Source organism: Psychromonas ossibalaenae ATCC BAA-1528 (assembly GCF_000381745.1).
Taxonomy (GTDB): domain Bacteria; phylum Pseudomonadota; class Gammaproteobacteria; order Enterobacterales; family Psychromonadaceae; genus Psychromonas; species Psychromonas ossibalaenae.
The window spans coordinates 1-13,096 of record NZ_KB906996.1 but is presented as its reverse complement, the minus strand read 5'-3'; the positions used below and the strand labels follow the sequence as shown (position 1 = coordinate 13,096).

The following is a 13,096-nucleotide window of genomic DNA, read 5'->3' as shown; positions in this document are numbered from 1 at the left end:
TACTTAGTTCGTCTGGTAAGCGAATAAATCTATTATCTCTAATTAGCAGCCGCTTGTTAACCCTTTAAGTTATCAGTCGCATTCTAAGTAGTTATATGGTGCTAAGCGTCTTGCCTCTTGAAGTATGTAGTCAGGGAATTTTTACAATGAAAAAGACAGTAATTACTTTTGCGCTGCTCAGCAGTGCTTTATGCAGCGCTGCTGGAGCAGATAAAATGCCGGATCCGTATTCACAGGCTAAACCTGCAGTTATGGCCCGTCAGGGAGTTCATCGCCTGATGGGAGCGACCCTGATGGACGCAGGGGCTATCGCCTCGGGACAGAAAAAATGGAACGGATTTACTCTGCTCAATAGAGTCGATGCACTAGAGCAGATCTCGCAGATGTATAACGATTTCTTCTTTGTGCCCGGCTCATTTGCAGACAGTAATACGCGCGATGATCTGCTGCAGCGAAAAACAGAATTTCAGGAGCTTTCAGCAGATCTGAAACTGGCGGCCTTCAGCCTGCGCATGGCCGCCCGTAATCATGAATCTGATGTTGCGATGCAGGCGTTCGGCACAACCGTTCAAGCCTGTAATGCCTGCCACCGCAGTTTTATGAAACCCGGTACAGAAGTTATTTTACCTTTGCCGCCGACGCCGGCCGGACACTAAGAATCATTGCTTTATAACTAATTTGTAATACGAGGTTAAATATTATGAGAGAAATTACCCCCGCACTTGAATCAGATGAACACAAAGTTAGTTACGGCATGGGCTGGCAGTTCGGTCACCATCTTCTGAGCCATAACTTTGACGGTCTGGATACTGATGTTGCCATTGCCGGTATGCTGGACTGTTTCAACGCAAAAAATGCACCGATTACCGACCAGCAGGTCGAAAGTGCATTTAAAACTATCGTCGGCCGTGTAGAAGCGCTGCGCCAAAAAGAAGCCGGCAGACAAGCGGGACGCAGCCAGGCCTTTATGTCAGAAAATGCCCTGAAACCCGGGATTATCATGACTGACAGCGGTCTGCAGTACAAGGTGATTGAAATGGGGGAAGGGCGCCGGGCCGGTGTGGTAGATAACGTAATCGTTCATTATCACGGCATGCTGATCAGCGGCGATGTTTTCGACAGCTCTATTGAACGTGGTGAAGCAGCTGAATTTCCAATTCAGGGAGTGATCCCCGGGTGGACCGAAGTATTACAGCTGATGCCTCAGGGCTCTAAATGGCGGGTATATGTACCTGCCGAACTGGCTTACGGCGAAGTGGGTAAACAACCGCAAATTCCAGGAAATGCAGCCTTGATCTTTGACCTCGAATTAATCGAAGTCGTGTGATTTTGGCCGCAAATTGTTAGATGAAGGGAATTAAAAATTATGACAAATCAAGTTGAAAATCACAAAGAACTCGAAGCAGAAGATGAACTGCCGAATATGTCGCGTCGGAGCTTTTTTAAGAGAACAGCGGCGGCCGGCGGCGCTGCGATTTTAGGCGGAGGAGCTGTATTAGGCGCTTCTAAAACCTCACTGCAGGGCTCACTGAATACCCCGGGGATCGTTGTTGATGAAAATTTTAAACCGAAAGATCAGCGTGATGTGATGTTATGTCATGCAACCAGTTATCACCTGTCACAGGTTAGAAACCCTGAGCGCGGTGCACAATATGCGCGTCTGCAGAAAAAGGACTTTAACTTTAACCGGGCGCTGCAGACATTTGAAAACCGCGATCACTTTGATAATAACAAGCCTGGTTACGGTCAGGCGGACCGCGCAATAGGCCATGCCGCCTGGTATCCTCTGGTTGTAGCTAAATCCCGTGCTGCAGCTTTTACCCAGCCGAATACGCCGATGCACAGCTGGAGTCAGGCTGATATACATGAAGAACAGTTTGACTGGGGAAGCGGTAAACGTGCCGCAGATATGATCCGCTCGACAGGGCGTCTGTTTGGCGCCGTACGTGTTGGGATCGCGAAGTTTGATAAACGTTTTGTTTATGATCCGCTCTACGATTTAGTCGAAGAGCGTACTCTGTCCTGGGAGAAAGACTTTCCGTTTAAGCCGAAATCAGTGATCGTTATTGCCACACCGATGGACTACGACAATGTCGCTACTGCGCCGTCCTGGACTGCTGAGGGAGCTACCGGTAACGGTTACAGTGATATGAGTAAGATTGCCTGTCAAATAGCTAAGTTTATCCGCGGCTGCGGTTACAACGCTGTGGGCGCCGGCAACGATCTGGCGAGTTCCGTGGCATATGCAATTCAGGCTGGTCTTGGTGAAGGCGGACGCAACGGCTCAGTTATCGTACCGGGTATGGGACCGCGTGTTCGTCTTTGTAAGGTGTTTACTAATATCGACTTCGAAGATGCTTACGATCAGCCGCGTACCTGGGGGATCACTGAATTTTGTAAAAGCTGTAAGAAATGTGCCGATGCCTGTCCTTCCGGCGCAATCAGCCAGGATGATGATACTAGTTTCGCACCGACCTATGAGTTCAGCGATGAGCCCGATTACACCTGGAACAACCATATCGGCATTAAGAAGTTTTACTCCGATGCTAAAAAATGTTTCAACTTCTGGATGGACAATGATACCTCCTGCCTGAACTGTGTTGCCAGCTGTACCTTTAATGAGCCGGATTTCTGGCATCACTGGATGATTATGGCCGTCAATCCGTATATGCCTAAATTTGTTCACAGTCTGATGGCGGAAGGGCATCCGGCATTCGGTTACGGCGGTCAAAGCCGGGATCCTATTCCTGCTAAGGTCGAGAAATTCTGGGTATCCGGTGAAGATATGCGTACTAATACTTCTATGAAAAATAATATCGGCACAGCCGGATAACTGAGGAGAAAGGCAATGGAAGCACTACAATGGTTCTCACTGGGAATTATCAGTATGTTAGCAATTAACGTGATGGTTTATGTCCATCGTGTTATTGATCTTAAATGGTATACATTACCGCTGCTTTTCGGCGGGGTGGTGGATATATTAGTCGGTGTTGCCTGGTGCTGGTCTTCATTTCTTGAGGGCTACCCGCAATCCGGTGCGATGGGCTTATCGCTGTTCAGCGGTTCCGGCCTGGTGGTGATTATTATGACCTGGCGTCATCTAGTAGCACCGGGGCTTAATATACCCATGATACTTCAAGATGCAAAGTCAGCAAGGTAAATTACGCCGAGATGTTAGGCATAAAATTGAACCTTTCGAGCAATTAACTGCGTTAATTCTTTTCGGTAGAATTAAAATAAACACTTTAATTCTTTTATAGTTATTCTCCATAGAGATTTTATAACAACGCAGATTGGTGTATGTTGCCTTGCCCTACAGGGCGTTAGCTCGAAAACCAGCCCTGCGTTGCAACAATCGAAAAGTGAATAACAATTACCTCATATTGCGCCTTGCTCTGGTATCCGAGCTAACGCCTGACAAAGCATCTTGAGGTAACATGGGGATAAATCTCAAGCAGCTTAATATTACCTTTATCAGGCCGGTAAACTACCGGCCTTTTTTATCCCCGCTGTTTTTCTTTGTATTTTTATATTTTCATTTTGCTTGTTTTTATTATTGAGCATAAGCTGTCTGCGCAAGCTATTTTATTTAGGTATTTGTAATTTAAGGAATTAATGATGATAGATTTCGATAACTCCGCAATATTTAAGTTAAAGCCGATAGATAACAGTAAAGCAAGAGAGGACTTCAGTAGGTTTCTAATCGATGGTGAAGATATTTTTGCCGTATTTAAAACAATTCGCGACCAGGTAGTTTTTACCAATAAGCGCATTATTGCCGCTAATGTGCAGGGAATTACCGGCTCTAAAGTCGATTATACCTCTATCCCTTTCAGTAAAATTCAGGCTTTTTCTATCGAAACATCGGGCTCTTTAGATTTAGATTGTGAAATACAAATCTATATCAGCGCAGTCGGTAAAGTTACTTTTGAGATAAAAGGAGAGTTTGATATTGTTGCCTTTAACCGCATGATCAGTGTTTATGTACTTACTTGAAAAGGAACGTTTTTTGAACAAACTAGAACAGCAGCTGGCGGCTTTTATCCGGGGGGAAATGAAAACGGATTTAGCGCATGATTTTGAGCATGTATTAAGAGTAGTAAAAACGGCGAAGGGATTATGTCTGCATGAAAATGCAGTTAGTGAAATTGTTATTCCTGCAGCCTGGCTGCATGACTGTTTCTCATTTGCTAAAGATCACCCGGACCGCCGTAACGGTTCAAAATATGCGGCCGATAAAGCCGTTGAGTTTTTGCGCAGTATTAGTTATCCCGAACAGTATTTTGAAGGCGTTCACCACGCCGTCGCTGCGCATAGTTTCAGTGCTGATATTACCCCCTTAACGATAGAGGCACAGATAGTCCAGGATGCAGACCGTCTTGATGCATTAGGCGCTGTTGGTATAAGCCGCTGTATTCAGGTTAGTACTGCTCTGCACAGGCCGCTCTACCAGGCTGATGATCCCTTTTGCCGCTTACGTGAACCCGATGATGCACAATATACGATTGATCATTTTTATAAAAAGCTTCTGTTGATTGCCGATACCGTTAATACCGAATCGGCAAAAGTTGAAGCTCGTAAAAGAACATTGTTTATGCAGGATTTTCTAACGCAGTTAAAGCAGGAAATTTCACTCGTTGACGATTAGTCTAGGAGTTGTTTCCGGCCGCTTGTTCAGGGTATATACTTACTATGGAGGATAAAATATTAGCGCCTGAATATCAGTTTATTCGTCATGAGATGAAATTAAAGTCAAAATGATTTATTAAGAAATTGTACAAGGTGCCGATAAGTTAATTAGAAGACATTTTAATTATTAACACTCGATAGAGTTCCGGAGGATAAATGAGCCAGCACCTGATTACGCAGTTTATCAATCGTACTTATACGTTTAAGCCCTTGAATGACGCTAAAATAGCTAATCATAAACTTAAAAAGTATCAGGCCTCGAACCGGAAAAATAATGTATCCCCGGAGGATATTGAAGAAAGTACCCATATTCTGCAGAAAATTAAAGTCCGGGCGAAGCAGACTAACAATGAAAAGGATGAAGTTGAGTCACATATTGATGTTACCGTTTAATCCCTTCTGGTTTCTCTTTACTCTGTGATTTTCGCACATGGCGGTTGGAAGACTTACTCGTGTAATTTTCCGGGACGGGGACTTTTTCTGCTAACAAATGTTTTACGGCCAAAACAGGATGCCTTAATAACATACGTGGTCCTGCGTAGCGCATAATCTTTCTTGCCTGTTCACGCTGCTGTTTTTTATAACAGTGAATAGGACATTTATTACAGGTTGGTTTGTTTTGTCCATAGGGGCAGCGGTCTAATTTTTCATTGGCATAGTCGATAAACTCCAGGCATTCAGCGCAGGGAGCTGATTCATTTGAACTGTTATGGTGAGCCCGGCAGTAGATATTAACCATCGCTTTGATGGTTTTGAATTCGATACCTAATCTGGCCGGCAGAAAATGCTGTTTATTCATATTTGTTAATGTCTTATTGATATAGCCGAGTTGAATGCCTATGGAGTTGTGATCTATTTAATAATTCACGTAGAATATAGATAATTACTATTATACCCAAAGAGTTTACCGCTTTGATATCATCTTTTTTTTCATCTTCTGGTGCGTTAAGTAAAAGACTGCCTCATTTTATTGCACGTGATGCTCAGGTTGAAATGGCCGAGGCAGTCGCTGACACGATTAAAAATAAACAGCCGCTAGTGGTTGAAGCAGAAACCGGTACGGGTAAAACCTTTGCTTATTTAGCGCCGGCATTATTATCCTTCGATAAAGCGGTCTCCCCTAAAATTATTATCTCCACGGGTAGTAAAGCACTGCAGGAGCAGTTGTTTGCCAAAGATTTACCGCTGCTGGTGGAAGCAACAGACTTCAGCGGCTCTGTAACTCTGCTGAAAGGCCGCAGTAACTACCTCTGTAATGAGCGTTTGAATCGTTTTATGTTGGAAAGTAAACATAAGGACAAAGCGCAGCAGATTGAGCTGGTGAAAGTTAAAAACTGGTCTTTATCAACTAAAACAGGCGATATCGCCGAGATAGATGATCTTGCAGAAGACGCATTTATCATCCCGGCTATTACCAGCAGTAATGACAACTGTTTGGGACGCGAGTGTCCGAGCTTCGATGATTGTTTTATTGTTAAAGCCCGCAAGAAAGCGATGGAAGCGGATCTGGTGGTGATTAACCATCATCTGTTTTTTGCTGATTTAGCGGTAAAAGAAACCGGGTTCGGCGAATTGATGCCGGAAGCAGGGGTATATATTTTTGATGAGGCCCATCAGCTGCCTGATATTGCCAGCGTTTATTTTGGTGAGTCGCTTTCTAGCCGTCAGTTTACTGAGCTTGCTAAAGAAATTGATTTTGTTTACCGCACAGAACTTCGTGAGGCGAAACAGATGGCTAAAGCGGCTGAGCAGCTGCGTTTAACGGTTTTGGATTTTCGCCTGGCTTTTGCTATGGATAAAGGCACCGGCAGCTGGCGGGATAAATCTCGTGAGCGGGTGATGCAGCTGCATGTACAGCGCCTGGAGCAGGTTATGTCCTTTTTAACGGAAGTGATTACTGACCGTCTGGGTAAAAGTGAAGTATTAGATCACTGCTTTGAACGATTAACGCAGTTTACTTTATTATTTAAAAAATTGAACAGTGTTAATGAAACCGGATTCAGTTACTGGTTTGACTGTACTAAACAGCACTTTTCACTAAATATCACGCCGCTCAGCGTCGCTGACCGTTTTCAGGTAGAGTGTCAGAAAAAGGAAGCAAGCTGGATTTTTACTTCAGCAACTTTATCGGTAAAAGGGCAGTTTGACCATTTTACACAATTGTTAGGTTTACAAAGCAGCCGCTGTCTGCAGCTGAGCAGTCCCTTTGATTATGCTAAGCAGACTTTGTTTGTTGTGCCTCGCTTAATACCTGAGCCGGGCACGCCCGGGCTTGCTGATAAATTGATAGAGGAACTTGCACCGGTTATCCGCGCTGGTAAAGGGCGTTGTTTCTTCTTATGTACCAGTCATGCCATGATGAATCAACTGGCAGCCGGCTTTAGGCAGGTATTAACCTTTCCGGTGTTACTGCAGGGGGAAAAAAGTAAACAGGCTTTACTCGATGAATTTGTCAGTCATGGTAATGCACTGCTGGTGGCAACGGGCAGTTTCTGGGAAGGAGTAGATGTGCGCGGGCAGGTTTTATCCTGTGTTATTATCGATAAAATCCCATTCAGCTCACCCGAAGAGCCTTTATTAAAAGCGCGCATGGAAGATGCACAGCTTAAGGGAAAAGATCCTTTTGCTGAAGTACAGTTACCGCAGGCGGTGATCACGTTTAAACAAGGTGTCGGACGACTGATCCGGGCAGAGCAGGATAAAGGAGTCTTGATAGTCTGTGATACACGACTGGTGACGCGTAAATATGGTAATTTATTCCTGAATAGTTTACCTTGCATGCCGCGGACAAGATCATTAGATAACGCTATAGAATTTTTGGAAAATATCGATTAGTTTGTCTTGCATGATTTATTTAAAAGTCATGCACAAGATCACTGGATAACGCTATAGAATTTTTGGAAAATATCGATTAGTTACACTTGCATGGTTTATGTAAAAGCTATGTACTCGAACTCTAGATAATGCGATAGAGTTTTTGACAAATATCGATTAGTTTACCCGTAATCATTGTTGTGTCATGCATGCTAATAAAGAAAAGATTTTTGAAAACCGACAGAATTAATTAAAAAAATATACAGGCCAAATATGTCTAATAAGTTAAATGTTTTATGTGTTGATACCTCAACTGAAGCGTGTTCAGTGGCAGTGCTTTGTCAAAGTGAAGAAAAACAACAGGTAATTAGTGACCATTTTATGCTGGCGCCTCGCGAGCATACTAAAAAAATATTACCAACGGTTGAGCAGGTACTGCAGCAGGCGGGGTTAACACTGCCTGAAATTGATATTCTGGCTTACGGTCGCGGCCCGGGTAGTTTTACCGGCGTAAGAATTGGCATCAGTATTGCACAGGGTTTAGCATTCGGTATAGAAAAAAAGATGGTTGGTGTATCAACATTACAGGCAATGGCGCAGCAGGCCTTTAAAACACAGCAGGCTGCGGATGTATATGCTGCAATTGATGCACGAATGGGTGAGGTTTATTTTGCACATTACCAGCTTAAAGATGAATTGATGGTACTGGTAAACGAAGAGGTTGTGGTTAAACCTGTCGATTTATTGGCGCTTGAATTAGATGTTGCCGCTGATTCGGTTCTGGTCGGCTCCGGCTGGGGGGCTTATCCTGAATTAGCGGAATATTTTAAAAATGCGTTAAAACTGGATATTGAATTTCCTAGCGCAAAATATATGCTCGATGAAGTTGTGAGTTGCGTAGAAAAATCACTGGCTGTTTTACCTGAATTAGCCGCGCCGGTTTATTTACGTGATAAAGTAACCTGGAAAAAATTACCAGGAAGAGAGTAGTTAACTATTTTCTTTTTATTTAGTGGCTGGATTATTAATGGCAATACAAAATAATACATCTTTTGTAACAAGACCGGTTAATACGGGTAAGGCGCCGACTGTCAAAAGTTCGCCGCAGGCCGGTGTCAGCGAGCTTGCGCCTGTCACTAAAAAAGCCAAATCTGCTGAATTTTCGATGATACTTTCTGAAAAACAGCAGGACTCTCTTCATAAAACACTTGGATACGACCAGCCTGGTTTTAAGCAGAGAGGTGCTGTAGATGCCTACCAGCAGGTTGCAGTGCAAGAACAGCGTGAAGCGATAATGAGCAGTATGAGTTTTCATTTCGTTGTTTAATCTTTCCGTTTAATTATTTCCTTTATTGTTTATTCTATAGGCTTAGTGCATGTTTCGTATTATTTCTTTTATTGGTTTATTATTATTCAGCTTAACGGCTGCTAGTCATTCTTATTCAATTGCTTTGACAGAAAAGCAGGCTGATGCATTAGGTCAGTTAATCTGGAAAAATGAAGGGCAGCAGAAACTGCAGCACCTTACTTCCTGGAACCGTGATGAAGATTTCCCCTCTCTTGGGTTGGGGCATTTTATCTGGTATCCCACTGAACAGAAAGGACCGTTCAAAGAACAGTTTCCAGAATTATTAGCCTACTTTGAAAAGAACGGCGTAACCCTGCCGCAGTGGCTGGCTGAAACTAAACTTGCTCCCTGGAAAAGCCGTGAACAATTTTATCAGGAATTTGATCAGGAGCAGCTGAGCGGGTTAAGAACTTTTTTAAGTCAACATATTGAACTACAGGTTAAATTTATTATTTTACGTCTGGAAGCTGCTATTCCTCATATCATCGACAGCAGCACAAAAGCTCAGAAAAAAATTGTTAATAAACATATCAAACGCATGACAGCCACACCGGAAGGTGTTTTTTCTCTGCTTGATTACGTTAATTTTAAAGGCGAAGGTTTATCTAAAAAAGAGCGTTATCAAGGGCAGGGGTGGGGGCTAAAACAAGTACTGCTTAACATGCCCGTTGAATATGATAATGTTTTATATGCATTTGGTTTGTCAGCCGATGAGGTATTAACAAGGCGGGTAAAAAATGCACCGAAAAAAGAGTTCCGCTGGTTAAAAGGCTGGCGGGCTCGCGTTCATAGTTATCAGAAAATTGTTGTGCAGTAGCTGAGTAACGGCTAAGACATTATTTGTAATAAGGATTAATTAATTTATTTAGCTATTTATAGTTCACGTTTAACAGATAAACGGTACAATACGGCAAATTAATTGTTTACTTTACTTAAAAGGTCTCTGTTATGCTTTATCAAATTATGCGCCGCTTTTTATTCATGCTAAATCCTGAAAAAGCACATGATCTTTCTATAAAACAACTTAAATTAACCCATGGTACTATCCTGGATCTCTTTTACCGTCAGAAAGTGCAGCAGCGGCCGGTTAATGTAATGGGGCTGACTTTTCCAAATTCAGTCGGTTTAGCCGCCGGTCTTGATAAAAACGGCGAATGTATCGATGCTTTTGGTGCGATGGGATTCGGACATATTGAAATCGGTACAGTGACGCCGGTTGCTCAGCCGGGTAATGAATCTCCGCGTATATTTCGTGTCTTAGAATCAGAAGGCATTATCAACCGTATGGGCTTTAATAACCACGGTGTTGATAACTTAATCGCTAATGTTAAAGACAGTAACTTCAAAGGTGTTATTGGTATTAATATAGGTAAAAACTTCTCGACACCCGTTGAAGAAGGTAAAAATGACTACCTGCTTTGTATGGATAAAGTTTATCTGCACGCCGGTTATATAGCGGTAAATATCTCTTCACCAAATACTCCCGGACTGCGTTCATTACAGTACGGAGAAGCGCTGGATGAATTATTAGATGCATTAAAAACACGTCAGAAAGAACTGCACGAAAAACACGGCAAGTATGTGCCGCTGGCGTTAAAAGTCGCTCCAGATTTAAGCGATGATGAAATTGAGTCTATCGCAAAATCACTGCTTAAATATAAAATTGACGGTTTGATTGCAACCAATACCACACTGGATCGTGAAATGATCAAAGGTATGTCGCATGCCGGAGAGGCAGGCGGCTTAAGCGGTCGTCCTCTGCAGAGTAAAAGTACAGTGGTTATTGCTAAATTTGCATCTCATCTACAGGGTGAGATTCCAATTATTGGTGTCGGCGGTATTGACGGAGTGATAGCGGCTAAAGAAAAAATCGATGCCGGTGCAAGCCTGGTTCAGATTTATTCTGGGTTTATTTACAATGGTCCGCAGTTAGTTAAGCAGATCGTGAATAATATTTGATTTAACGGAGCGGGATTTAATATGAGCAGTTCCGGTTTGATGACGGACTTTAGCCCTAAAGCGAACTGGCAGTGGCAGTTCGATACCGAAAGAGCAACATTGATGCTGAACATGGGCGATTATTATATCGATATCGTCTATAAAGCAAATATGCTGGCTTTTCACTCATCTGATCCTGTTTTTTTTACCATTGAAGATGTTGCCAATTATATTGAACTTTTTGACAGCATCTCATTAAGTGACTTCCCGCCGGAAGTATCGTGCACTATTATTGTTCATATATTAGCGGTGGGATTGTTCCATAAACCGCTTATGCCCAAAAGCTGGTTATTTAAATCGGTCAACAGCAGCAGTCCGGAAGTTAATAAAGGTGACCGGGTAACTTTAACTTCCTCTGGAGCCGCTCAGACTGGTGATTATTTAGTCTTAGAAAATAGTGATGATTTTGTTTTATGTATGTTAGTGGGTAATTCTCATGCCCTGACCGCGAGCAAATCCTTAAAGCAGTTTCAGATTGTCAAAGTAACGCGGGATAAAATATCTGTACCTGAAGTCGAAGCTGAAAACAGCTGGAATTCCTACCAGATTTTTTAACATTTTTATTTTGATGTTAGCCTGATCCCACTTTACCTCCTCATTTTGTTAATTTTTACTTAAATTTAACATGAATAAATATTCCACAAAAACCGCCTATATTGATTTTTTATTCTGGTTTTTGGTTGTTTTACGCAAGCTTTGATTTTAAATTCGTGAATTCTTGGTGTCTTTAATATTTACTGACTATTGAATTCATTTCTTAAAGTGACTATAAAGAGCCATCTTTCCAAAAAATTAAAGGTTCTAAATGAGTACTGATACACATGTTTCCAACCGATGGTCGAGTCGATACGCGTATATTTTAGCAGCAACGGGGGCTGCGGTAGGGTTAGGTAATATCTGGAAATTTCCATATATTATGGGGGAATACGGCGGTGGTGCATTTGTATTTGTCTACTTAGTATGTGTTTTATTCATTGGTATTCCTGTCATGATGGCCGAAGTTGTTATTGGTAAACGAGGCCGTTCTACACCTGCTAATGCCGTTGCGCACGTGGCAACAGAAGCCGGACATTCATCGCACTGGTCTATTATCGGTACAATGGGCGTATTAGCTGGTTTCTTAATTTTAAGTTTCTATGTTGTTATTGCCGGCTGGGCTGCCGCTTATGTATTTTTCGCCGGCAGCGGTGAATTTAGTGCTGCAGCTGCTGATCCTGCAACAAACGCAGAAGCAATCGGGACTTTATTTGGTAACTTAGTAAGCAGTGTTCCGCAGCTGCTGATCTGGACAACATTAACTATGCTTGCTGTTGTCTACGTAATATCGAAAGGTGTAAAAAGTGGTTTGGAAACAGCCGTTACTTACTTAATGCCGGCGTTATTAGTACTGCTTGTAGCAATTATGTTTTACTCTGCCGTTGTTGGTGACTTTGCCGCCGCTTTTTCATTCATGTTTGATATCGATTTTTCTAAACTGACTATTGAAGGTATGTTAGTGGCACTTGGCCATGCATTTTTCACCCTTAGTTTAGCGTCTGGCATTATGATGGTATATGGTGCCTACCTGCCTGAAGGTGTATCGATTGCAAAAACTTCTATTATGATTGCTATTGCCGATACTATGGTTGCTTTAATTGCTGGTTTAGCAATTTATCCGATTGTATTTGCTCATGGTTTAGAGCCGAGTGCCGGCCCTGGCTTATTATTCCAGTCGCTTCCTATTGCCTTTGGTTCAATGCCGATGGGTGATTTTGTCGGAACATTATTCTTTGTCATGATTGTGTTTGCAGCTTTTACTTCTGCAATCTCTTTACTTGAAGCAACAGCGGCTTATCTTGAAGAACGCCAGGGTATGTCTCGTGTTAAAGCGGCAATTGTTGCTGGTCTTGCTATCTGGATTTGTAGTCTTGGGACAGTATTCTCTTTAGCCGGTACCGAGTGGGCGCAAATTAACTTTGGTTTCATGGGCGGCAATATCTTTGACATGTTGGATTATCTGACTGCTAATATATTAATGCCTCTCGGTGGTTTATTAATTTCAGTGTTTGCCGGCTGGGTAATGAAAACCGAAGTGATCAAGGAAGAGTTTAACCTTGCACAGTGGCAGTTTACAACGGTAATGGTGCTGCTGCGCTGGGTAGCACCGCTGGGTATTCTGTTCGTATTTGCTAATTCAGTTGGTTTATTAGACGTTATCAAATAATGAATTGAGTGTTTTATATAAAAACCGTTTAGGTAAAACTAAGC

At 42.6% G+C, this 13,096-nt stretch carries 15 protein-coding genes; 14 read left to right on the top strand and 1 reads right to left on the bottom strand.

Annotation, left to right across the window (positions count from 1 at the left end):
* The first annotated feature begins 146 nt into the window (after nucleotides 1-146).
* The 7 genes from G327_RS0114560 (at nucleotide 147) to G327_RS0114530 (ending at nucleotide 5,082) form a co-directional block, all read left to right on the top strand.
* Nucleotides 147-656, top strand: coding sequence for a cytochrome c (locus G327_RS0114560; protein WP_019615528.1), 510 nt, complete (start codon nucleotides 147-149; stop codon nucleotides 654-656).
* 44 nt (nucleotides 657-700) lie between these two features.
* Nucleotides 701-1,327, top strand: coding sequence for a BamJ family beta-barrel-assembly machinery protein (gene bamJ / locus G327_RS0114555; RefSeq protein WP_019615527.1), 627 nt, complete (start codon nucleotides 701-703; stop codon nucleotides 1,325-1,327).
* Nucleotides 1,328-1,366: 39 nt separating this feature from the next.
* Nucleotides 1,367-2,833, top strand: a complete 1,467-nt coding sequence (locus G327_RS0114550; protein WP_019615526.1) for a reductive dehalogenase — start codon at nucleotides 1,367-1,369, stop codon at nucleotides 2,831-2,833.
* A gap of 15 nt (nucleotides 2,834-2,848) precedes the next feature.
* Nucleotides 2,849-3,160 (top strand): hypothetical protein, encoded by a 312-nt coding sequence (locus G327_RS26135; protein WP_019615525.1) that lies wholly within the window; start codon nucleotides 2,849-2,851, stop codon nucleotides 3,158-3,160.
* A gap of 458 nt (nucleotides 3,161-3,618) precedes the next feature.
* Nucleotides 3,619-3,996 (top strand): PH domain-containing protein, encoded by a 378-nt coding sequence (locus tag G327_RS0114540; protein WP_019615524.1) that lies wholly within the window; start codon nucleotides 3,619-3,621, stop codon nucleotides 3,994-3,996.
* The gene (locus tag G327_RS0114535) at nucleotides 3,983-4,648 is read left to right on the top strand and encodes an HD domain-containing protein (protein WP_033298372.1); all 666 of its coding nucleotides are present in this window, start codon (nucleotides 3,983-3,985) and stop codon (nucleotides 4,646-4,648) included. Before G327_RS0114540 ends, G327_RS0114535 begins: the two co-directional genes overlap by 14 nt.
* A 197-nt stretch (nucleotides 4,649-4,845) precedes the next feature.
* Entirely contained in the window at nucleotides 4,846-5,082 is a 237-nt protein-coding gene (locus G327_RS0114530; RefSeq protein ID WP_019615522.1) for a hypothetical protein, read from the top strand.
* Here the strand turns inward: G327_RS0114530 and G327_RS0114525 are convergent.
* A complete protein-coding gene (locus G327_RS0114525; protein ID WP_019615521.1) occupies nucleotides 5,072-5,488 on the bottom strand; it encodes a nitrous oxide-stimulated promoter family protein in 417 nt (138 codons plus the stop codon). The genes G327_RS0114530 and G327_RS0114525 overlap by 11 nt on opposite strands.
* A gap of 113 nt (nucleotides 5,489-5,601) precedes the next feature.
* Between G327_RS0114525 and yoaA the strand changes: the two genes are divergently transcribed.
* From yoaA to G327_RS0114490, 7 genes are all read left to right on the top strand, one after another.
* A complete protein-coding gene (yoaA, locus tag G327_RS0114520) occupies nucleotides 5,602-7,524 on the top strand; it encodes a DNA repair helicase YoaA (RefSeq protein WP_019615520.1) in 1,923 nt (640 codons plus the stop codon).
* Nucleotides 7,525-7,776: 252 nt separating this feature from the next.
* Nucleotides 7,777-8,493 carry a tRNA (adenosine(37)-N6)-threonylcarbamoyltransferase complex dimerization subunit type 1 TsaB gene (tsaB, locus tag G327_RS0114515; protein WP_019615519.1) on the top strand — a complete coding sequence of 239 codons (717 nt, stop codon included), beginning with the start codon at nucleotides 7,777-7,779 and terminating at the stop codon, nucleotides 8,491-8,493.
* A 37-nt stretch (nucleotides 8,494-8,530) separates the two neighbouring features.
* The gene (locus G327_RS0114510) at nucleotides 8,531-8,830 is read left to right on the top strand and encodes a hypothetical protein (RefSeq protein WP_019615518.1); all 300 of its coding nucleotides are present in this window, start codon (nucleotides 8,531-8,533) and stop codon (nucleotides 8,828-8,830) included.
* Between the two features lie 49 nt (nucleotides 8,831-8,879).
* Nucleotides 8,880-9,668: a hypothetical protein gene (locus G327_RS0114505; protein WP_019615517.1), complete on the top strand. Its 789-nt coding sequence runs from the start codon at nucleotides 8,880-8,882 to the stop codon at nucleotides 9,666-9,668.
* 131 nt (nucleotides 9,669-9,799) lie between these two features.
* Nucleotides 9,800-10,810 carry a quinone-dependent dihydroorotate dehydrogenase gene (pyrD, locus tag G327_RS0114500; protein ID WP_019615516.1) on the top strand — a complete coding sequence of 337 codons (1,011 nt, stop codon included), beginning with the start codon at nucleotides 9,800-9,802 and terminating at the stop codon, nucleotides 10,808-10,810.
* A 21-nt stretch (nucleotides 10,811-10,831) separates the two neighbouring features.
* Nucleotides 10,832-11,404, top strand: coding sequence for a cell division protein ZapC domain-containing protein (locus tag G327_RS0114495; RefSeq protein ID WP_019615515.1), 573 nt, complete (start codon nucleotides 10,832-10,834; stop codon nucleotides 11,402-11,404).
* A gap of 250 nt (nucleotides 11,405-11,654) precedes the next feature.
* Nucleotides 11,655-13,052 carry a sodium-dependent transporter gene (locus tag G327_RS0114490; protein ID WP_019615514.1) on the top strand — a complete coding sequence of 466 codons (1,398 nt, stop codon included), beginning with the start codon at nucleotides 11,655-11,657 and terminating at the stop codon, nucleotides 13,050-13,052.
* Nucleotides 13,053-13,096 lie beyond the last annotated feature (44 nt).